General features: G+C 64.0%; 22 protein-coding genes. 9 read left to right on the top strand and 13 right to left on the bottom strand.

Translation table 11 applies throughout. The annotated features are described in order from the left end of the window. Positions 1 to 85: 85 nt before the first annotated feature. Positions 86 to 1,498 (top strand): amidase, encoded by a 1,413-nt coding sequence (locus QM588_RS20385; RefSeq protein WP_222075867.1) that lies wholly within the window; start codon positions 86 to 88, stop codon positions 1,496 to 1,498. A gap of 248 nt (positions 1,499 to 1,746) precedes the next feature. Here QM588_RS20385 and lpdA read toward each other — a convergent pair whose 3' ends face one another. Genes lpdA through pdhA form a run of 4 tightly spaced genes read right to left on the bottom strand, consistent with a single transcriptional unit; the run spans position 1,747 to position 6,480 of the window. Next, a complete protein-coding gene (gene lpdA / locus QM588_RS20380) occupies positions 1,747 to 3,114 on the bottom strand; it encodes a dihydrolipoyl dehydrogenase (protein WP_283316059.1) in 1,368 nt (455 codons plus the stop codon). Beyond that, positions 3,111 to 4,367, bottom strand: coding sequence for a dihydrolipoamide acetyltransferase family protein (locus QM588_RS20375; protein ID WP_283316057.1), 1,257 nt, complete (start codon positions 4,365 to 4,367; stop codon positions 3,111 to 3,113). Before QM588_RS20375 ends, lpdA begins: the two co-directional genes overlap by 4 nt. Next, positions 4,364 to 5,368, bottom strand: coding sequence for an alpha-ketoacid dehydrogenase subunit beta (locus QM588_RS20370; protein ID WP_269606052.1), 1,005 nt, complete (start codon positions 5,366 to 5,368; stop codon positions 4,364 to 4,366). Before QM588_RS20370 ends, QM588_RS20375 begins: the two co-directional genes overlap by 4 nt. After that, the gene (gene pdhA / locus QM588_RS20365; protein ID WP_283316054.1) at positions 5,365 to 6,480 is read right to left on the bottom strand and encodes a pyruvate dehydrogenase (acetyl-transferring) E1 component subunit alpha; all 1,116 of its coding nucleotides are present in this window, start codon (positions 6,478 to 6,480) and stop codon (positions 5,365 to 5,367) included. The genes QM588_RS20370 and pdhA overlap by 4 nt, the downstream gene beginning before the upstream one ends. Before the next feature lie 158 nt (positions 6,481 to 6,638). Here pdhA and QM588_RS20360 point away from each other — a divergent pair, with 158 nt between their 5' ends. Continuing rightward, positions 6,639 to 7,124 (top strand): Lrp/AsnC family transcriptional regulator, encoded by a 486-nt coding sequence (locus tag QM588_RS20360; RefSeq protein WP_283316053.1) that lies wholly within the window; start codon positions 6,639 to 6,641, stop codon positions 7,122 to 7,124. 28 nt (positions 7,125 to 7,152) lie between these two features. Here the strand turns inward: QM588_RS20360 and hppD are convergent, their stop codons facing one another. Then, on the bottom strand, positions 7,153 to 8,358 hold the full coding sequence (hppD, locus tag QM588_RS20355) for a 4-hydroxyphenylpyruvate dioxygenase (RefSeq protein ID WP_283316050.1): 1,206 nt from the start codon (positions 8,356 to 8,358) through the stop codon (positions 7,153 to 7,155). Positions 8,359 to 8,520: 162 nt separating this feature from the next. On the opposite strand from hppD, the gene QM588_RS20350 reads away from it, so the two are divergent. Continuing rightward, entirely contained in the window at positions 8,521 to 9,033 is a 513-nt protein-coding gene (locus QM588_RS20350; RefSeq protein ID WP_280634539.1) for an Lrp/AsnC family transcriptional regulator, read from the top strand. Between the two features lie 428 nt (positions 9,034 to 9,461). After that, positions 9,462 to 9,746 carry a hypothetical protein gene (locus tag QM588_RS20345; protein ID WP_283316037.1) on the top strand — a complete coding sequence of 95 codons (285 nt, stop codon included), beginning with the start codon at positions 9,462 to 9,464 and terminating at the stop codon, positions 9,744 to 9,746. Here the strand turns inward: QM588_RS20345 and fahA are convergent. Genes fahA through QM588_RS20330 form a run of 3 tightly spaced genes read right to left on the bottom strand, consistent with a single transcriptional unit; the run spans position 9,733 to position 12,912 of the window. Further along, the gene (gene fahA / locus QM588_RS20340) at positions 9,733 to 10,917 is read right to left on the bottom strand and encodes a fumarylacetoacetase (RefSeq protein WP_283316035.1); all 1,185 of its coding nucleotides are present in this window, start codon (positions 10,915 to 10,917) and stop codon (positions 9,733 to 9,735) included. The genes QM588_RS20345 and fahA overlap by 14 nt on opposite strands. A 16-nt stretch (positions 10,918 to 10,933) precedes the next feature. Beyond that, a complete protein-coding gene (locus QM588_RS20335) occupies positions 10,934 to 11,773 on the bottom strand; it encodes a hypothetical protein (RefSeq protein WP_283316032.1) in 840 nt (279 codons plus the stop codon). Further along, positions 11,719 to 12,912 carry a homogentisate 1,2-dioxygenase gene (locus QM588_RS20330; RefSeq protein WP_283316030.1) on the bottom strand — a complete coding sequence of 398 codons (1,194 nt, stop codon included), beginning with the start codon at positions 12,910 to 12,912 and terminating at the stop codon, positions 11,719 to 11,721. The genes QM588_RS20335 and QM588_RS20330 overlap by 55 nt, the downstream gene beginning before the upstream one ends. A gap of 145 nt (positions 12,913 to 13,057) precedes the next feature. Here QM588_RS20330 and QM588_RS20325 point away from each other — a divergent pair, with 145 nt between their 5' ends. Then, positions 13,058 to 13,267 carry a hypothetical protein gene (locus QM588_RS20325; protein ID WP_283316027.1) on the top strand — a complete coding sequence of 70 codons (210 nt, stop codon included), beginning with the start codon at positions 13,058 to 13,060 and terminating at the stop codon, positions 13,265 to 13,267. Here QM588_RS20325 and QM588_RS20320 read toward each other — a convergent pair. Beyond that, on the bottom strand, positions 13,239 to 13,637 hold the full coding sequence (locus QM588_RS20320) for a GAF domain-containing protein (protein WP_283316025.1): 399 nt from the start codon (positions 13,635 to 13,637) through the stop codon (positions 13,239 to 13,241). The genes QM588_RS20325 and QM588_RS20320 overlap by 29 nt on opposite strands. Positions 13,638 to 13,762: 125 nt before the next feature. Here QM588_RS20320 and QM588_RS20315 point away from each other — a divergent pair, with 125 nt between their 5' ends. The 3 genes from QM588_RS20315 (at position 13,763) to QM588_RS20305 (ending at position 16,480) form a co-directional block, all read left to right on the top strand. Further along, complete coding sequence (locus tag QM588_RS20315) at positions 13,763 to 14,176, top strand: hypothetical protein (protein WP_283316023.1); 414 nt, start codon at positions 13,763 to 13,765, stop codon at positions 14,174 to 14,176. A 288-nt stretch (positions 14,177 to 14,464) separates the two neighbouring features. Beyond that, positions 14,465 to 15,346 carry a dioxygenase family protein gene (locus QM588_RS20310; RefSeq protein ID WP_283316021.1) on the top strand — a complete coding sequence of 294 codons (882 nt, stop codon included), beginning with the start codon at positions 14,465 to 14,467 and terminating at the stop codon, positions 15,344 to 15,346. A 24-nt stretch (positions 15,347 to 15,370) separates the two neighbouring features. After that, complete coding sequence (locus QM588_RS20305; protein WP_283316020.1) at positions 15,371 to 16,480, top strand: CaiB/BaiF CoA transferase family protein; 1,110 nt, start codon at positions 15,371 to 15,373, stop codon at positions 16,478 to 16,480. 92 nt (positions 16,481 to 16,572) lie between these two features. Here QM588_RS20305 and QM588_RS20300 read toward each other — a convergent pair whose 3' ends face one another. Further along, entirely contained in the window at positions 16,573 to 17,301 is a 729-nt protein-coding gene (locus QM588_RS20300) for an SIMPL domain-containing protein (protein ID WP_283316018.1), read from the bottom strand. A gap of 38 nt (positions 17,302 to 17,339) precedes the next feature. Continuing rightward, positions 17,340 to 17,891: a YceI family protein gene (locus QM588_RS20295; protein ID WP_283316016.1), complete on the bottom strand. Its 552-nt coding sequence runs from the start codon at positions 17,889 to 17,891 to the stop codon at positions 17,340 to 17,342. A 71-nt stretch (positions 17,892 to 17,962) separates the two neighbouring features. Here QM588_RS20295 and dhaL point away from each other — a divergent pair, with 71 nt between their 5' ends. Further along, on the top strand, positions 17,963 to 19,612 hold the full coding sequence (gene dhaL, locus QM588_RS20290) for a dihydroxyacetone kinase subunit DhaL (protein ID WP_283316015.1): 1,650 nt from the start codon (positions 17,963 to 17,965) through the stop codon (positions 19,610 to 19,612). Here dhaL and QM588_RS20285 read toward each other — a convergent pair. Together QM588_RS20285 and QM588_RS20280 are read right to left on the bottom strand one after the other, a co-directional pair. Further along, complete coding sequence (locus QM588_RS20285; protein ID WP_283316014.1) at positions 19,605 to 20,090, bottom strand: GAF domain-containing protein; 486 nt, start codon at positions 20,088 to 20,090, stop codon at positions 19,605 to 19,607. The genes dhaL and QM588_RS20285 overlap by 8 nt on opposite strands. Beyond that, positions 20,066 to 20,755, bottom strand: coding sequence for a DUF998 domain-containing protein (locus QM588_RS20280; RefSeq protein WP_283316013.1), 690 nt, complete (start codon positions 20,753 to 20,755; stop codon positions 20,066 to 20,068). The genes QM588_RS20285 and QM588_RS20280 overlap by 25 nt, the downstream gene beginning before the upstream one ends. Position 20,756 lies beyond the last annotated feature (1 nt).

Here is a 20,756-nt window from a genome sequence, read left to right as displayed (position 1 = left end):
GTCGCAGACACCTGGAACCGGAGTACACGAATTGCATCGATTGCACGACAAAAAGAGGGTTTCGGGAGTGTCATCGGACAATGTTGTGCGAGTAACCGACTCGTGGATCGGCGCGGCGTCGGGAATCGAACTCGCCGAAGCGATTCGGTCTGGGCGAACGACTTCCCGCCGGGTGGTCGCACTGCACATCGCTACCCTTCTCCGACGGGCCGGGGACGGTGCCATCGCGCGGGACCGGTTCGCTGCCGCCCTCGACGAAGCCGGCCACGTCGACGCAGGCCCTCCCACCACTGCGGCAGATCGCCCCTTGGCTGGGGTGCCGTGCACGATCAAAGAGTCCATTCCAGTGGCAGGGATGCCCCATACCGCCGGCCTCGCCAGTCGCGCAGGTGTGGTAGCCGAGTCCGATGCGCTTGTCGTGCAACGACTCAGGAACGCGGGAGCGATCATCGTCGGTGTCACGAACACCTCCGAGATGTGCCTGGGCATCGAAAGCACAAACAGTGTCTACGGACGGACTTCGAACCCGTACGATCGCCGTCGCGTGTCGGGTGGTTCCTCCGGCGGCGAGGGGGCCGCGATCGGCGGCGGCGGCAGCCCTTTCGGTGTGGGCGGCGACACCGGTGGCTCGATCCGTATCCCCTCGTTCTTCTGCGGCGTCTTCGGCCACAAACCATCGCCCGGGCTGGTGCCCGCACACGAGCAGATCCCGTCGGTGTCCAGGACCGGCGAGTCGAGTCGTCTGGAAACCTTGGGTCCGATGACCCGCCGCGCCTCTGATCTGATGCCGCTGTTGAGAATTCTCGCCGATGACGACGGATCACGTTGCAAATCAACGGAATCGGTCGACTTGAACGGTTTGCGCGTCGTGATCCCGACCGGGTCGACGTATCTGCGGCCGATGGACCGCTCGCTGCGCGACGCCCGCGATGCCGCTGGCATGGCACTTGCCGAACTGGGCGCAGACGTGCAGTGGCAACCGATGCCCGCCATGCGACGGCTCATGTCGAGCTACCTGGCCGAGCTCCGACGCCACGCCCCGTCGCCGGTTACGACAATGTTCGATTCGTTCGACGTCTCCGGAGCTGCACACCGAACTCCAGCGTTGTTGCGCGCCAGTAGTCTTCAACTTCGATTGGCGATGGTGGGTGACCACCTTCTCGGTTCGGCACCGAAGATGGTCGGTCGTCGGCTCGACTCGATCGCATCGGACCTGGCCGACGAGGTAGCAGAAGTCGTGGGCGAGGGGGTGATGATGCATCCGCCGCTACCGCGCCCGGCACCGCTGCACAATGCAACATTGGGCCGACCATGGCTTTTCGGTGGTGCCGCTCTGTTCAACTTGCTCGGCATGACCGCCACCGAAGTACCACTCGGGCTGAACAAACGCGGCCTGCCGGTCGGCGTTCAGGTGGCTGCCGCAGCTGGCAATGACCACGTGACGATTGCTGTCGCTACGGCTCTCGAGAGTCATTTCGGTGGATGGGTATCACCGTGAACTCGCAGCCGTCCGCGAGTGTGATCGATAACCTGTGCGTCGAACCCGGGACACTCGAGACCTGGGAGTTAGGCCCGTCGCGCGGAAAATGGGCGAAGAAGCCAGAACTTCCTTCAGTCATTGATATCTCGAAAGAAGTGCACAGTGAGATCGAGGTTTGCGCGGCGGCGGTTCAGGAGGCCCGAGTTGAGGGCGGAGCCCGGAGCTAGGTTTACCTGAACAATCCGGAACGGTTACTCGAAATGTATTCAGCTGTGCGCGTGCAACGGCCGTCCCGACAGCGCCATCATCGCCTCACCGAGAGCCTCGTTCTGGGTGGGGTGAGCATGCACGAAGCTCCCGACCTCCGACGGCAATGCTTCCCATGCCACCGCGAGTTGGGCCTCACCGATCAATTCACCAACACGGTCACCGACGAGGTGGACGCCGACAATCGGACCGTCATCGCGAGCCCGGATCACCTTCACCCCACCCGCGGTGGCGAGGATGCGGCTCTTGCCATTGCCACCGAGGTCGTAGACCACGGCCGTCACGGTGCCGTACTTTTGTTCCGCGGCCTTCTCGGTGAGCCCGACCGATGCCACCTCGGGATGCGAATAGGTCACGCGTGGAACCAGATCGCCGTCGATGCGTGCGGGCGAAAGACCGGCGATGTGCTCGGCGACGAACATACCGTGCTGAAAGCCGCGATGAGCCAACTGATATCCCGCTACGATGTCGCCGACGGCATATACGCCGTCTGCGGTCGTGAGGAGGTTGTCGTCGACAGTGACGAAGCCGCGTTCGGTAGCGACGCCCTGCTCGGCCAGACCGAGACCGTCGGTGCGGGGGCCGCGTCCGACGGATATCAGGACGACATCGGCTGAGAGGGTGTCTCCGGATGACAGCGCCACTGCGACGTCGTCGGAAGATTCGGTCACGGTCTCGACCTTGGTGCCGGTACGAATGTCGATGCCGCGTTTGCGCAATGCCTTGGTCAGCTGCTTCGAGGACCATTCGTCCTCACCGGGAACGATGCGATCGAGGGCTTCGACGACGGTGACCTTGGCTCCGAAAGAGGCCCAGATGCTGGCGAATTCGATGCCGATGACCCCGCCGCCCAGTACGACGACGGACTCCGGTACTCGGTCGAGCGCCAAGGCACCGTCGCTGGTGAGTACGCGAGGTCCCACTTCGATACCGGGGATGGTGCGCGAATACGACCCGGTGGCGAGAACCAGTGAAGCCCCGGTGATGCGTCGCCCATCGACTTCGAGGGTGCGAGGACCGACCACCTGACCACGGCCCGATACGATCTCGATTCCCGGACGTTTCAACAAGCCTTGCAGTCCGGAGTGCAAGCCTGCGACCACACTGCGCTGATAGCCCAGTGCCGCAGGCATATCCACACCTGTGAGCGATGCCGTGACGCCGACATGCGCCGCACTGCGCACCGCGTCGGCCACCTCGGCGGTATGCAGCAGTGCCTTGGTGGGGATACATCCACGGTGTAGGCAGGTGCCGCCGAGCTTGTCCTCCTCGATCAATGCGACCGTCAGGCCGAGTTGATCGGCGCGCAGGGCGCAGGAGTACCCGCCGGATCCGCCACCGAGGATGAGGACGTCCACGTCGCTCATCGGACGGATCCCAATGCAACGACGGGGTTCTCGACGAAATCGGCCACGGTGCGCAAGAAACCGCCGGCCACTCCGCCGTCGCACACGCGGTGATCGAACGCCAATGACAGCTGCGCAACCTTGCGGACGGCCAATTGGCCGTCGACCACCCACGGGCGGTCGATGATGCGTCCGATGCCCAGGATCGCGGCTTCGGGATGGTTGATGATCGCGGCCGAGCCGTCGACCCCGAAAACTCCGTAGTTGTTCAGCGTGAATGTTCCACCGCTCAGCCGGGCTGCGGGCAGGGAGCCGGTTCGCGCGAGCTCGGTCAGCTCGGCCAACCGCTCGGAGAGCTCCTTCAGATCGGCCTTGTCGGCCTGCGGCACAACAGGAACCATGAGTCCACGATCGGTCTGCGCGGCAATGCCGAGTCCGACGTTCTCGTATCGCAGGATCTCGCCGGCTGCGGTGTCGACGGTGCTGTTGAGCTCCGGGAACTTGGCCAGCGCGATCATCGTCAGCTTCGCCAACACCGCCAGCAGTGTCACCTTCACGCCGTCGATGGAGGCGTCGAGGTCACGTCGGGCCTGCAGCAGAGCCGTCGCGTCGACGTCCACCCAGACGGTCGCCTCGGGAATCTCTGCGCGACTGCGAGAGAGCTTGTCTGCAATGGTCTTACGGATCCCGGTGATGGGTATTCGCGTGACGCCCTCCGACGAGGAAGCAACGGGCGAACCGGCCAAGGCTCGCTCGACGTCCGCGCGGGTGATCACGCCGTGGCCGCCGGCTGTCTCGATAGACGCCAGATCCAGTCCGCCCTGCAGTGCCATGCTCCGAACGATGGGGGAGAGCACCTTCGGTGCATGTGAGTGGAAATTCGTAGTCTGGGTCGAGTTTCCACTCACGTGCGAAGCTCTTTTTCGACGGCCGGTCGGGCCGTGTCCCGTCCCGTAGCCGATCAGCACATTTCCCGAACCGGCGCGTTCTTCTTCGCGGTATCGCTCGTGGGCCGCAGGGGTATCGGCGACGGCACCGCCGGTGATACTGATCAGCGGCGCACCGACAGCCAGCGAGGTGCCCTCGGCCGCATGCAGTTCACCGACAACACCCTCGAAGGGGCAGGGCACCTCCACGGACGCTTTCGCTGTCTCCACTTCGACGACGACCTGATCGATGGTGACGGTGTCGCCGGGCTTGACCTTCCACTCGACGATCTCGGCCTCGGTCAATCCTTCACCGAGATCGGGGAGCAGGAATACCTGCATGCTCATACCGTGACCGCCTTGCTGAGGTCGGGAGCATCGTTCCACTGCAGTCGGTCCATGGCATCGAGCACACGGTCGGCGGACGGCAGGTGGAAGTGTTCGAGCTTCGGTGCAGGGTAGGGAATGTCGAGTCCGGTCACCCGCAGTACCGGAGCGTGCAGGTGATGGAAGCAGCGCTCGGATACGCGCGATGCGATCTCCGCCGCGACACCAGAAAAGCCCTGTGCTTCCTGAATCACGATGCAGCGTCCGGTCTTACGTACCGAGGCTGCGACGGTCTCGTCGTCGAACGGATTGAGCGACCGCAGATCGATCACCTCGACGCTCCGGCCGTCCTCGGCCGCGAACTCTGCGGCCTGCATGGCAACCGACACGGTGGGGCCGTAGGCGAGAAGAGTGACGTCGGTACCGGCACGACGCACGACGGCGGTGCCGATCGGCTCGGTCTTGGCCAGCTCGATGTCGTCCTTGGAGAAGTACAGCCGCTTCGGTTCGAGGAAGATCACCGGATCGGGATCGGCGATGGCGTCACGCATCAGCGAGTACGCGTCGGCGACGGTGGACGGGGAGACAACCTTCAGGCCCGGGGTGTGGGCGTAGTAGGCCTCGGACGAGTCGCAGTGATGTTCGACGCCGCCGATACCTCCCGCGAACGGGATGCGGATGACCATCGGCGCGGTGAGTGATCCGCGAGTCCTGTTGCGCAGCTTGGCAACATGGGACACGATCTGCTCGAAAGCCGGGTAGGCAAAGGCGTCGAACTGCATCTCGACGACGGGCTTGTATCCCGACATCGCCATTCCGATCGCGAATCCCACGATGCCCGACTCCGCGAGCGGGGTGTCGAAGCAGCGATCGTCACCGAAGTCTCGGGTCAGTCCGTCGGTGACGCGGAAGACGCCACCGAGCGTGCCGACATCCTCGCCGAAGACGACGACCTTCTCGTCCTCGGTCAACGCGTCGCGCAGGGCGGCGTTGAGGGCTCCGGCCATGGTCATCGTGGTCATGACAGTTCTCCTGCTGCGATCTCGGCGGCGACCTGATTTCGCTGTTCGATCAGGCCGGGGGTGGGGGAGGAGTAGACGAACCGGAACAGATCTTCGGGGTCGACGTGCTGCTCGACGTTCATGCCCGCGCGAAGTGCCGCGGCATCGGCGTCGGCAGATACCGTCATCTGCTCGCGCAGTTTGTCGGTGAGCAGACCCTGGGCTTCGAGGTAAGAATCGAGGCGCGAGAGCGGATCTCGGGCCAACCACCCTTCCACCTCGTCGGCTTTGCGGTAGCGCGTGGCGTCGTCGGCATTGGTGTGGGCGTCCATGCGGTAGGTGTGCGCCTCGACGACCACCGGTCCTTTGCCTGCTCGGACGTACTTCACTGCCTCGTCCATCACGGCCATCATCGCGATCGGGTCGTTGCCGTCGACCTGCTCGCTGCCGATGCCGTAGCCGACACCCTTGTGCGACAACGACGGAGCTGCAGTCTGACGCGCGAGGGGAACGCTGATGGCGAATCCGTTGTTCTGTACCAGGAAGATCACCGGGGCACGGAACACCGCGGCGAAGTTCAGGGCCTCGTGGAAGTCGCCCTCACTGGTCGCTCCGTCACCGCAGAACGCGAGGGCGATGGTGTCTCGTCCCTGCTTGGCCTCGGCGTATGCGAAACCGGTCGCGTGCAGCAATTGTGTTGCCAGAGGAGTGCATTGGGGAGCGACCTTGTAGGCGGTGGGATCGTAGCCGCAGTGCCAGTACCCGGCGAGCATGCCGAGCAGCTCCACCTGGTCGACGCCACGCGCTGCGAGAGCCATCGAGTCGCGGTACGTGGGGAACATCCAGTCCTGCTCACCCAGGCAGAGGGCGGCGGCGATCTGGCACGCCTCCTGTCCGCGCGAGGACGGATAGACCGCGAGCCGGCCTTGCTTGGTCAATGCCGTTGCCTGCTGGTCGAATCGGCGACCGTGCACCATCGAGCGGTACATCTCGAGCAGGCGTTCGTTCGACGGGTGTGCGTACCGGGCGGCACTGTCCACGCCGGTCCCGTCGGGTGCGAGGTACTGCACGGGACGGTCGGCAGGCATGAACTGTTGGTAGGACTGTGCCGGAACCTTCTCGACGGTCGTCATGGGGCATTCTCCTGAGATTGGCTTGTACGGTGATTCTGGCCGAATCGGTGAGGAAGAAGTCCTATGGTCGTAGGATTGCAGACATATTGCTGACATTTCCGACCCGAACTGACTATCCGTCGGATCTACGTAACGAACCACCAGCTAGGAGCGGACGAATGGACGACGTCTCGAAACGTGTAGAACTGGACGACACGGATCGTCGCATCCTCGCCGAGCTGACTGCCGACGGCCGGGTCTCGATGCGGGTGCTGGCCGATCGTTTGAATCTCTCTCGTGCACATACCTATACGCGCGTCGACCGACTGAAGGATTCCGGTGTCATCGAGCGATTCACCGTTCAGGTCGACCACGGGGCGTCCGGGCTCGGGACCTCCGCGTTCATCGCGTTGTCCATCCGTCAGGATTCGTGGCGCAGTGTGTCCGAGGGGTTGCGGTCGATGGAGTTCGTCGACCACTTCAGTTTGCTCGGTGGCGATTTCGACGTGCTCGTACTCATCAGGACTCCCGACAACGAGAGTTTGCGGCAAGTGGTGCTGGAGGGGCTGCAATCGCTCGACGGCGTTCGAGCGACCCGCACGTGGCTGATCTTCGACGAGGACCGAGGCGGTCTGCGGCGTTCGACGCCGCCCACCGAACGCTGACAGTGGGCGGCGTCGAACAGATCACGAGTCAGAAGTTCCCGCGAGCGTCCTGCTCACGCTCGATGGCCTCGAACAGTGCCTTGAAGTTGCCGATGCCGAACCCGAGCGAGCCGTGGCGTTCGATCATCTCGAAGAACACCGTCGGGCGATCGACCAACGGCTTGGTGAAGATCTGCAGCAGGTAGCCGTCCTCGTCTCGATCGACCAGAATGCCGCGCTTCTGCAGCTCTTCGATCGGCACTCGGACGTTACCGATACGGGCTCGCAGGGCTGGATCCTCGTAGTACGAATCAGGAGTGGCGAGAAATTCGACGCCCGCCGCGCGGAGCGCATCGACCGAAGACAGGATGTCGTTGGTCGCGAGCGCCAGATGCTGGGCGCCGGGGCCGCGGTAGAAATCGAGGTACTCGTCGATCTGTGAGCGCTTCTTGGCGATGGCCGGCTCGTTCAGCGGGAACTTCACCCGATGATTGCCGTTGGAGACGACCTTGCTCATCAAGGCCGAATAGTCGGTGGCGATATCGGCCCCGACGAATTCGGCCATGTTCGTGAAGCCCATGACGCGGTGATAGAAGTCGACCCACTCGTCCATCTTGCCCAGCTCGACATTGCCGACCACGTGATCGAGAGCCTGGAAGATGCGCTTGGGAGCGCCTTCCGGTCGCTGCAACGTGGACGTGCGCGGCACATAACCGGGCAGGTAGGCACCGGTGTAACGCGAGCGGTCGACCAACGTGTGCCGGGTGTCGCCGTAGGTCGCGATGGCCGCGGTGCGGACCGTGCCGTGCTCGTCGGACATGTCGGTCGGCTCTTGCAGTACTCGCGCGCCCTGGGCTCGCGCATGCTCGATGCAGCGGTCCACATCCGGCACGGCGAGCGAAATGTCGATGACGCCGTCACCGTGGCGCGTGTGGTGTGCCACCAGATCACTGTCGGGGTCGACGGCTCCCTTGATGACGAAACGCACTGCACCGGATTTGAGTACGTAGGCGTGGTGGTCACGTTGGCCGGTCGTCGGACCCGAGTACGCGACGAGCTCCATGCCGAACGCGGACTGGAAGAAGTGCGCGGTCTGCGTCGCGTTGCCGACCACCCACACGATGGCGTCCCAGCCACTGACGGGAAAAGGATCTCGCTTGTCGTCGTACTCCACGAGTCCGACGAGCTGTCGAAGCTGATCGGCGTCGAGATCGGCCAGTCTTTCGTCGTCGTTGAGGATGTTGTCGAGGCTCATGAAGTCTCCCGTTGGATACGCGTGGGGCGAACTGGTGCGCTCAGCCCAACAGTGCGGCGCCGGAGTGTCAATCGACCACTACTTGGCTAGCTTGGCTGTACAGATAAGACAGGAAATTGCTGGTATTGCTATACGATTCGTATAGAAAATAGGAGGCGCAGAGTGGAATCCAGCTTGGACGAATTGGACCGCGCAATGCTGGCGGCGCTGCACGACAATTCGAGGATCGGCGTGCTGGAGCTGTCGCGAACGCTCGGTGTGGCACGCGCGACGGTATCGGCCCGGTTGCAGCGCCTCGAAGACATCGGAGTCATTACCGGCTATCAGCCTCGAATCGGTTTGGCTGCAGCAGGTTACGGTGTTCAAGCATTCGTCACGTTGGAAATTGCTCAAGGCGCTCTCGGCGATGTGGTCACGGTTCTGGAGCAGATACCCGGGGTGTTGGAGGCTTTCGCGACAACCGGAGCCGGAGATGTGCTGTGCCGGGTCGCCGCTGCCTCGCACGACGACCTGCAGCGAACTCTCATAGCGCTCAACCAGTCTCGGACCATCGCGCGGTCTACCAGTGTGGTCGTACTCTCGGAGTTGGTCGAGTTCAGAGCGATGCCGTTGCTGAACACCGCCGAGCCCGAGCGAGCGCCGAAGGCACCTGCCTACCGGCGATCGCGCGACTGAACACGGCGGTAACGAAGGGGAAGGGCCCGACGACATGGTGTGCACGGGCAGCTTCGACAAGCCCCTACAGCTTGGAGGACTCAATGCTCATACGTATCCGACGCTTGGCTCCGCTGTGCGGTGTAGTTGCCCTCACGGCTGCTGTGGCGGGCTGCTCCACGGACTCGCCCACAGCTGCCCCCGCGACCTCCACCAACACGGTCGCTGTCACCTCATCGGCTCCAGCCAGCGCATCGCCAGCCGAGCCAGGTACCGGTGCAGCCGACCCGACCGCGGATCAGCAGACGACGGAACCCGACGTCGGCACGTTGCCGATCTCCGCATTCGGAGAGGAGGCGGGATACTCGTTCGGTACCCCTAGCGGCCAAATTCAGTGTCGGGTGACCAGCTCGACGCTGGGCTGCCAAACACGTGGTCACCCGCATACGGTGACCACCGACAGCCTGTGCAAGATCTATCTCGGCCAAGAGCAGAGCAGGGCGGATCTGTTCGGGTACCTGGAAGGCGGAATGCTTCCCTGTGCGACCGTCACGCAGGGTGAGGCGTACCAGTCACCGCACACACTGCAGTACGGCCGGCAAGTGACTTTCCCACTCGACCAAGGCATTTCGGTCACCTGTGGATCGGAGATCGACGGGCTCACCTGTACCGACACCGACCGGTCCAACGGTGCCGGGTTCTTTCTGTCAGTCGATTCGTTTACCCAACTGTGAGCTCGCCGGCCGGCTCGATGCAGCCCCGAACGTCGCCGAATCCGATGCGCGATCCGTTCGGCCCCGGCGCACTTGCGGCGATGACAACCTCGTCGCCGTCTTCGAGGAACGTGCGGGTGTCCGCGCCGAGTGACACCGGTTCCTTTCCGCCCCAGGTCAACTCGATGAAAGCGCCGCGTTGGTTCTTCTCGGGTCCCGAGATGGTGCCCGAGGCGAACAGATCACCGGTTCGCGACGTGGCACCGTTGCTGGTCTCGTGCGCCAGCATCTGGGCAGGCGACCAGTACATCGAACTGTACGGCGGACGGGATACGACGTGACCGTTCCACGCGACCGTCAGGTCGATGTCCAAAGCCCAAGAACGAGATTCGCGGAGATGTTCGAGCGGCTCGGGATCCTGCACCGGCGTCGACACCCGCGCCTGTTCCAACGCGAGCAAGGGGACCACCCAGGGTGAGATGGATGTCGCGAAACTCTTGCCGAGGTTCGGTCCGAGTGGCACGTACTCCCAGGCCTGGATGTCACGAGCCGACCAATCGTTGACGATGACGGCACCGAACACATGCTCGGAGAACCGATCCGGCGAGATGGGACCATCCGCCGGAACGCCGACGATGAATCCCATCTCTGCCTCGATGTCCAGTCGCCGAGACGGGCCGAAGGTGGGCGACCCCTCGTCGGGTGCCTTACGTTGACCACGAGGCCGGGTGATGTCGGTGCCGGACACGACCACCGTTCCGGCCCGTCCGTGATACGCGACGGGCAGGTGCTTCCAATTCGGTAGTAGCGGTTCGGCATCGGGCCGGAAGAGTCGGCCGATATTGGACGCGTGATGCTCGGAGGCGTAGAAGTCGACGTAGTCCGCAACTTCGAACGGCAGATGCATCGTGACATCGGAAACGGACACGATTGCTTCCGCGGGGGTCGTGCCACTGACGAGCATGTTTGTGACGGACGAGCGCACCTCTACCCACCGATTGCGTCCGCGGGCCATGAACGCATTGAGGCTCGGTAAGGAAAAGTCTGGATCGCCCAGAGCTACGGCTAGATCGATTACGTTGTCGCCATAGCGGACTCCGACACGAGCGTCCATACCCGGAGTGCTGAAGACGCCGTAGGGCAGGTTGTCGACTCCGAATTCCGAGTTGGCCGGAATGTCGATGTGCGTCATGAACGCCGCTCCTTCGTCACTGGGGCGGGACGAGGCCCAGGCCGACGAGATCGTCGAGGGGTTCGCGGATGCTGCACGCGCCGAACGAGGCGAAGACACGTTGACCCTCGATCCCGGCGACGAGACCGGCGAGGACGTCGGCGTCCCGGATCGCCAGGATCTTCTGGAGCTCACCGACGCGAGCGCCGCTGTGCGCGGCCTGCGCCGCGAGGATCACGTTCAGAAACCCGTGGTGCTCGAAACCGCTGTGAGGATCGGTGTTACGGGCCGCCTGATGCGAGCTCGCGGTGGCCTTGAAATGAACCTCGCGCTGTGCGGCCTCGTAGATGGACGCGGCGAGTTCCTGCTCGCTGGGGTACAGGTCCGCGGTGTCGCCGCCGGTCCTGAATGTGGCGCGATACCCGAATTCGTCGACGGCGTCGAAGATGTCGTCGCGTCGGGAGTCTCGGGGAATTTCGACATAGATGTCGATGTCCTGAGTGATGTTGCGCAAGGCGTCGATGCTGGTGCCCTCGGGTACGGCCACGTCGACGGCAACGACCGTGACCCCGGCGGTGCGGTCGGCGACCCGCAGGCCTGCCTCTACGCTGCCCGGGCCCGCAGGTGCAGTCAACGCCACCTCCATCCGTGCACCCAGGACGAGTTCGTGCACCCGATCCATCGGAACGACCAACGGGCCGACGAGGTCTGCGAAAGAACTCGCCCGGTACTCGAGATGTTGTGCTGCAGCAACATCGAGTGGTGCATTGCCGGGAGGGAAGGCAGCGGCGTCGTCGCACAAGCGATGGAAGAACTTCGGGATCATCGGTTCGGCCCCCGGCCTGCCCACGTCCACGCATACCCGGTGTCCTCGCACGCGAGCGCTCCTTCGCCGAGTTCGAGCGGGCGGAAGGTATCGACCATGACGGCCAGTTCGTCGAAGAACTCGGCACCGATACTGCGTTCGTATGCACCGGGTTGCGGGCCGTGAGCATGACCGCCCGGATGCACCGAGATCGATCCCTGGCCGATTCCGGAACCCTTGCGGGCCTCGTAGTCGCCGCCGACGTAGAACATGATCTCGTCCGAGTCGACGTTGGAGTGGTAGTACGGCACCGGAATTGCCAGCGGGTGGTAGTCGACCTTGCGCGGAACGAAATTACAGATCACGAAATTGGCCCCCTCGAATGCCTGGTGTGCAGGCGGCGGTTGATGCACACGTCCGGTGATCGGTTCGTAGTCGGAAATGTTGAACGTGTACGGGTACAGGCAGCCGTCCCACCCCACCACGTCGAACGGGTGCTGCGGGTAGACGAACCGGGTTCCGACGATACCCGTCGAACCACGGTGTTTGACAAGTACTTCGACGTCGTCGCCGTCGATCAGTAGAGGCTCGGTGGGGCCGTGGAGATCGCGTTCGCAGTAGGGAGCGTTCTCGAGCAGCTGTCCGTACTTCGACAGGAACCGCTTCGGTGGCGCGATGTGACTGTTGGCTTCGATTGCGTACGCGCGCAGGGGACCGTGGGGAATCCAACGGTGCGTCGTCGCGCGCGGAATGAGCACGTAGTCGCCCTGGTGTGCCTGAAGAGTGCCGAACACCGTTTCGACAGTGGCAGAACCGGATTCGATGTACATCATCTCGTCACCGATCGAATTGCGATACAGTGGTGACGTTTTCGAGGCGACGACGTAGGAGAGCCGAACATCGGCGTTGCCCAGAACGAGGCGTCGTCCGGTGACCACGTCGGTGTCTGCGACGACGGACTCCGGGAACAGCTCGTGCAATTTCAGATGTCGGGGCTTCAGCGGGTGATTGGGCGTCGTCGATTGATCGGGGAGGTCCCAGACCGTGGCATCGACGATGGCCGACGGTATGTGGCGGTGATAGAGCAGAGACGAGTCCGAGGAGAAGCCCTCTTCGCCCATCAGCTCCTCGTAGTAGAGGTTGCCGTCGGGAGTTCGGTGCTGGGTGTGCCGCTTCGGCGGAACAGACCCGAGCTGCCGGTAGTGAGCCACGCATCCTCCCGTTCAATGCTGTTCGACTCGTCGACGTACGGGCGAGCATCAGGGGCAACTCTAGTCACGAGTGATCCGGTCGATACCTGGATCGAAGTCCACACCGCGCGGCTCGGTCCATCCGGGTGTGGGCCATGATGGACGCATGAGCTCGAAGAACCTGTTCGGTGGCCCCCGCACCCTGCTGATCGTGGCAGCAGTGGTCATCGTGATCGCACTCGTCGCTGCCGCTGCGACGCTGATCGTCCGAGCCGTGCTCGGACCGCCCGAGGGCGAGAACAAGTTCGAGATTCAGGGCTACCCGGTTGTGCAGGTCGATCCCCAGGTCATCGCCCTCGCGCTCGCCACAAGCTAGCCGACTCTGCACCGACCTGCGGGTCGTGTGTCTGCTGAAAGTTCCGCCCGCCGCGCGCGAATGTACGCAGCGTCGCAGCGGGTACCTCGAGTTCTGGAACGGGCTCGCCGATCCACGCGCAGTCCCGTACGAAGGTCATGTTCGATGCCACCGCGTCGGCGCTGTGATCCTCCCGCAGTGGGCCGGAAATTCGGCCGAGGAAGTACTCGCCGTGCTCGGTTCGCGTCCAGACGAGAGATCCGTCCGCGACCCGCTCGAAACGCTCGACCCGTCGTAGCGATCGTTCGTCGTTCGCCGTCATCCCGCAGAGTCCGTGGGTGAGGGCGCGCTCGACGCCGTCCGACATCGGTGCGCGATAGACATCCGGCATACAGCCGAGCCTAGAACCCGAGGGGTTTACATACCATCTGGTCCGTTGCACGATGTTCTCGAACAGCCGACGAATTCGACGAAATGGGGAGCATCGTGTTTTCGAGAAAAAGAGTCATTTACCTCGTGGCGGCACCGTTGGTGGCGGGAGCCCTGGCGCTGGGGTCGACGGGTATCGCGTCGGCCGCAACCACCACGGAGCTCAGGCCGGTACAGGCATTCGTCTTCTTCCAACACGGCGTCAGCTTCGGGTCAGGGCAGGTCGAGGCCACGGCGACGGTGGGCGCCGAGGCGGGGGAAGTCACCGTCATGACCGCAAGCAAAATTTCGGGGGCGGGTGACATGGGCTCGTCCGCGGTGAGCCTGCTGCCGGTTCCCGTGACCGTGGTGTGGACGAACATCGACAACGGCCGAGCCGGTTCGGCGGGCGGGATGTCGACCGAGCCGATCGCTCTCGCTACCGGTGCGGGCCGTGTCGATCTCACGATCACGACGGACACTCCCAACCTTCCCGGTGGTGGCCGCGTCGTTGTGGAGTAGCCAAGCATGCGGAGCGCGCCCGTGTCTTCGGCGTGGACGTTGGGTGTAGCGGCAGCAACCTCGCGGACGTCGTGGACCGCATCGTCGGTACGGTGCGTCGACGCCGTACGGCACTGACGTGAGCGTCCACAATTCGCTCCCACAAACGGGAAAAGGTGTTTCAGCGCCAATATTGGACGCTCAGGTCACCCCCAGTGGGGTTCGGTCCCGACCGGCTGGTCCGATGTTGTCGTGATCGAACTCGGGTGGTAGGTTGAAGGTTCAACTTAAGCACTCGAAGGACCGATCATGACATCTGTCGTCAACCCGCCGATCGCGGGAGCAGCGTTCGACGCGTTTCTCGCCGATACCGCACCCGCGAGCCGGTCGCAGCAGGTGTGGACCCCGCACGACGGGCCGATGCCCGCGCTGTACATCAGTCACGGCGCGCCCCCGGTGTTCGACGACGCACTCTGGATGGACCAGCTGTTCACCTGGTCGCAGTCGATGCCCAAGCCGAAGGCGATCCTGATCGTCAGCGCGCACTGGGAAGAGGCACCGTTGAGCCTGTCCGCGACGGCTGCGGCCACACCGCTCGTCTACGACTTCGGCGGATTCGCGCAGCGCTACTACTCGATGGAATATCGGACACCCGACGCCGAGGTCTTGGCCGCGCGAGTGGCCGCGGCCATTCCGGCGTCCGAGAACCTGCATCGGTACACCGCGCGCGGACTCGATCACGGTGCCTGGGTGCCGCTGAAGGTCATGTATCCCTACGCCGATGTCCCGGTTCTGCAATTGAGCCTGCCGACGCACGCCCCCGATCGGCTGATGGCGATAGGCGCTGCGCTGAAGGAACTTCGGGCCGAAGGTGTGTTGGTCATCGGTTCCGGCTTCATGACCCACGGACTGCCGTTCCTGTCCCGGGAGAATTTCGCGACCAACACCGTGCCGACGTGGTCCGAGGACTTCGATCTTTGGGCGGCCGAGGCGTTGGCGCGTGGTGACGTCAACACACTTGCGGACTTCCGCAGCGCCGCACCGGGAATGCCGTACGCGCACCCCACCGTCGAGCACTTCACGCCTCTGTTCGTCACCCTCGGTGCCGCCGAGAAACCGGAAGCTCCGGTGACCACGGCCATCACCGGCTTCCAGTTCGGCTTGGCGAAGAGGTCTTTCGCAGTGGCTTGAGGCACAGGGCCTTACAGTGGACCGATGACACCTGCCACCGGTCCACTCGCAGGCCTCGTCGTCGCGGACTTCTCTCGCGTACTCGCCGGGCCGTACGCGACGATGATGCTCGGTGACATGGGTGCCGACGTGATCAAGATCGAGCGACCGGGAACCGGTGACGACACCCGAGCATGGGGCCCGCCCTACGATTCTGCCGGTACCGCAACGTATTTCAACTCCGTCAATCGGAACAAGACGTCACGGTGCATCGACCTGCAGTCCGAGAGCGGCGTGGCCGAGGCCCGTGAGATCGTCTCGGGTGCAGACATCGTGATCGAGAACTTCCGAGCCGGAACGATGGACCGGCTGGGTCTCGGCTATTGGGCTGTGTCGCAGACGAACCCTGGTCTGATCTACTGCTCGATCACCGGCTTCGGTACCGGCGGCGGCGCTGCTCTCCCTGGATACGATCTGGTGGTCCAAGCTGTCGGCGGGCTCATGAGCGTCACCGGACCCGACGCCTCGTCGCCGACGAAAGTGGGAGTGGCGATGGTCGATATCGTCACCGGTCTGCATGCGCTCAGCGGAATCCTTGCCGCACTGCATCATCGATCGCAGACCGGTGCGGGTCAGCAGGTACACACCTCGCTGATGGCGTCGGTACTGTCGGCACTCAGCAATCAGTCGGCGGCATATCTCGGGGCGGGCACCGTGCCGGTTCCGATGGGCAACAAGCATCCTTCGTTGGTGCCGTACGAGGTGTTCGAGACAGCCGATCGACCGCTCGCGTTGGCCGTCGGCAACGATCGGCAGTTCCAGGCGTTGGTCGACGCGCTGGGTACCCCGGATGTGGCTGCGGATCAACGCTTCTCGTCCAATTCTGCTCGCGTCGAACATCGAGATCAGCTGGTCGACATCCTGAACTCGGCGTTGCGGACGCGTACTGCGGACGAATGGTATCGAGAACTGATGGCGCGGCACGTTCCCGCCGGGCCGGTCAATTCCATCGAGGAGGCCTTCGCGTTCGCGGAATTACTCGGGCTCGAACCACGCGTCGAGGTCCCCGGAGCAGCGGCCGAGGGGGTCCGCAATCCGGTGGATTTCTCGGCGACCCCGGTGAACTACCGGCTGCCGCCCCCCGCGCTCGCGTAGTCGACCTGCAACTCGTGCTCCACTCCGGGGCCCGGATCGGGGAATCCCCGGTCTGCGACCCCGGAATGGAGCATCCGTTGCACTTCGCTCCGCTAGTTCAACGCCCACTTCACGGCCACGGACACGCTCACGGTTTGCTGTCCCGGTTCGATGGGCACTGCCGTGTCGAACGACGCGGAGTCGCGAAAGCTCGTCGGCTGCTCCTGACCGGTGATCGACTCCGTGATCGACAGAACATCACCGAGTTCGCCGCCTGCGAGCGACGCGTACTGCTCGGCGCGATCGCGGGCGTCGGCGAATGCCCTGGACCGGGCATCGGCGATCAGCTCGGAATCGTCGTCGATCTTGAACGAGACCCCGGAGATTCGGGTCGCGTTGCCACCGGCGGAGGTGGCGTCGCCCAGGACTGCGGACGCCTTCGACAGATCGCGAACCGTGACCTGCAACGTGTTGGTGGCCTGATATCCGGAGATGTCCGAGGTGCCGCCCGGCAGTGCGCCGGAGTACTGCGGATCGATCGACACCTGCTGCGTCTGAATGTCCTCGCGTGCGACGCCGGCAGCAACCACTGCGTCGGTCACCTCGGTAACCGCAGCATTGGCCTGTTCGATGGCGGCAGTGACGTCCTCGGCTGTGGCCTGAACGCCGATCTGGGTCGTCAACGTGTCCGGTGCACCCTGGACTTCGCCGACTCCGTTGACGTTCACTCCGGGAGGTCCGTCCGTGGACGTGGTCGCCGGACTGCTGCAGCCTGCGGTCAGGGCCACGGCCAACGCCAGGGCCGATGCGCACGATCCGATCGTCCATCGATTTCGGTTCACCGCCGTAGTGTCCACCATTGCAGGTGAATTGGGAAGGCTCAGGGCTTGCGATACTCGGCGTCGAACGTCACGGTCACGTCGTCCGCCACCTTCATGGCTCCGAACATCTGCGAATACGGCGTGATCTTGTAATCCGTTTGACGCACAGTAGTTTCGGAACCGATCTGCCATCTGCCGCCGGAGTCGGTGACGTCCACGTCCACGGCGATCTCTCTCGACACGCCGTGTATCTCGACTGTTCCGGCCAACCGATATCCGGAGGCGACGGCAGTGATCTCCTCCGACCGAAATCGAATTGTCGGATACCGGTTGGCATCGAAGGTCTTGAGCGCGTTGGCTTTTGCCACGATCTTCTCCGGCCCGATCAGCGGTGTCAGTCCGCCCTCGCCGTGGATCACCTCGAGTGAACTCACCTCGGCTGTCAGCGACACCGCCGTGGGGGCGTCCCCGGACCACTCGACTGTCGCGGTCCAGGAGGTCACCGCAATCGTGAGTCGATGCCCCATCTTGGATGCCCTTCCGGTGACATCCGTCCGAACAGCCAATTGCCCGCCGTGCGATGCGTCGAAAGCCCAGGTCTCGGTGGTCATCTTCGCGACTGTAGACGCGCGGCGGCCCGGCAGCTCACCGAAGCCGACAATGGGGGGCTTACTGTGGAGGAATGTTCTCCAATTCTCCTCGAACATTCGTCGCCGACGCTCTCCGCGGCTTCGTGGCCGCCACCGACGACGTCACCTGGCATGCCGATCCCGGATTTCTCACCCGTCGCTACCGCATCTCCGACGGCCAAGTCGCGCTGCTGTCCGGTGGGGGATCGGGCCACGAGCCGATGCATGCCGGATTCATCGGACGCGGCATGCTCACCGGCGCGTGCCCCGGCATGGTGTTCACGTCACCGAACGCCCTCCAAGTGCACGAGGCATCCAAGGCCGTGGACTCCGGCGGCGGAGTGGTGCACATCGTGAAGAACTACACCGGCGACGTGATGAACTTCAAGATCGCCCGAGAGTTATTGCAGGAAGACGGTATTGTCGCCGACGTCATTCTCGTCGACGACGACGTGGCCAGTGAGAGCGAGGACGGCCCGGGTCGTCGCGGTACCGCAGCGACCATCGTCGTCGAAAAGGTGTGCGGCGCAGCGGCAGAACGCGGCGACAGCCTGCAGGCGGTGGTCGCGCTGGGGCGTCGAACAGCGGAGAACGCACGCAGCATGGCGGTCGCGCTGAACCCGCCGACGTTACCGGGTGCCGACGGCCCGTCGTTCGAATTGCCCACGGAGGAAATCGAACTCGGCATCGGTATCCACGGCGAGCGCGGTACCGACCGGGTGCCCCGGCTGCCTGCTCAGGAGGTCGTGGAGAAGCTGACCGAGCCCATCGTGAGCTCGCTCGGATTGAACTCGGGCGAATCGGTGATCGCCATCGTCAACGGGCTCGGCGCAACGCACCCGCTCGAACTGCATCTGCTGTTCGGGGAACTCTCGGAGTACCTCGCGGGCAAGGGTATCGAGATAACCCGCTCACTCGTCGGAAGTTTCGTCACCGCGTTGAACATGGGCGGTGCGTCCATCACGCTGGTGCGCGCCGACGACGAGATGCTCGAACTCTGGGACGCCCCCACCGATGCGCCCGGTTGGCCCAACGCGCAGAGCCAAGGCGCGAAACCGGTGGCCGAGCGCGGCGCATTCGGGCCGACGTTCTCACCGTCCGACGCCGGGGAGAAGTCGGCATTCGTCTCTGAGTGGATCGGGTCGTGGGCGCAGCGGGTACTCGACGAGGAGCCCGCTCTGACCGAATTGGATCGCAAGGCCGGCGACGGCGACTTCGGAACCAACATGGTGGCCGCACTCGAACAACTCGATCTGGACGCGGTCAAGGAAACCTATTCGGCAGCAACGGTATTCGAAGCCGTGAGCGAGGCCTACCTCGGCCACGCTGGCGGTACGTCCGGCGCGCTGTTCGGCATCTGGTTCCGGCAGTTCTACCGAACGATGCTCGACACCGACCCATCTGCTGCGGCTGTCGCAGCGGCCGCGCGGGCCGGACTGGACAGCATCACCGAACTCGGTGGAGCCCGGGTGGGCGACAAGACGATGGTCGACGCCATCGCCCCGGCCGTCGAGGCGCTCGAGAAAGACGGCGGCACCCTGCAGGACGCTGCCGACGCCGCCAAGACCGGAGCCGAATCGACGAAGGACATCACCGCCAACCGGGGTCGCGCCAGCTATGTCGGTGAGGCGGCGCGAGGCGTCGTCGACCCCGGTGCGTTGGTCATGGCCTGGTTCTTCGAGGCAGCGAGCTCCTCTAGCTGAGCGAGCTGAGGAACACCGCCGCGATCGCTTCGAGGCCGGCCTGATCGTCGGCGTCGAAGCGATCGGGTACAGGGCTGTCCAGGTCGAAGACGCCGATCAGCTTCTCGCCCTGGTGCAGCGGAACGACGACCTCGGAGCGAGTGTTGGCATCGCAGGCGATGTGGCCGGGAAAGGCATGAACGTCGGCCACTCGCTGTGTCTCGCGGGTGGTCGCGGCAGCGCCGCAGACCCCCTTGCTCAGCGCGATGCGGACACAGGCAGGCTGGCCCTGGAACGGACCGACTACCAGTTCGGTGCCGTCGAACAGGTAGAAGCCGACCCAATTGACCTCGGGCAGAGCGTGATAGACCAACGCAGAGAGATTGGCGGCGTTGGCGATCAGGTTCGATTCCTCGTAGACGAGGCCCCTGGCCTGCTCGGCGAGCTGCTGGTACTGCTCGACCTTGGACCCGTTCAGTGCTGTCGCGGTGAAGGACATGCGCCGAGTCTAAGCGCACACCCCAGCACCACCAGATACGCCGACATCCCGCCCACCTGCACCCGCTGGGCGATGCCGAGGCCGTGATCGCCGGGAAGGTTGTCGGCGATCAACAGCCACGCCGTTGCCAGGGCCGTGACGGCCAGCACCGCAACACCGAGCGTCCGAAGCAGGGGATAGGACCCGTAGCGGAATGCCGCCAGCGTGAACGCGATCATGACCGTGAAGATCGCGAACACCGCGATGGTGCTCGTCAGAGCATGAAGATGATGAAGCTGTGGGAACAACCCGCTGGGCTCGATCGGACAGCTCGGATCATCGGCGGCCACACACTCGAGGGGCAGTTTCGCGTCGGCGATGGTGGCGACACCGAAGATGCCCGACGCCACCCAGCCGGTGACGACGAGCCGTCGACGAGGGCTGACGAGGAAACCGAGTACGGCGGCGAGGATCATCAGCGAACCCGTGACCACGTCTGCAGTGGAGAAGAATTCACGGTACGGCTGATCGCGGGCATCGAGTTCGCTGAGGAACGACCGGGCCGGGTCGAGCCCGGTGTCGAGGAAGAATTCGGCCACCCACGCGGAGTACAGCAACCCGGCGAGGATCAGAAACACCACCGCGAGTACTCGGCGGATATCCACACCTTCGGTTTTCGAGCGCACC

Source organism: Rhodococcus sp. IEGM 1354 (assembly GCF_030056855.1).
In the GTDB taxonomy this organism is placed as follows: domain Bacteria; phylum Actinomycetota; class Actinomycetes; order Mycobacteriales; family Mycobacteriaceae; genus Rhodococcoides.
This window is presented reverse-complemented; position numbering and strand designations above follow the sequence as displayed.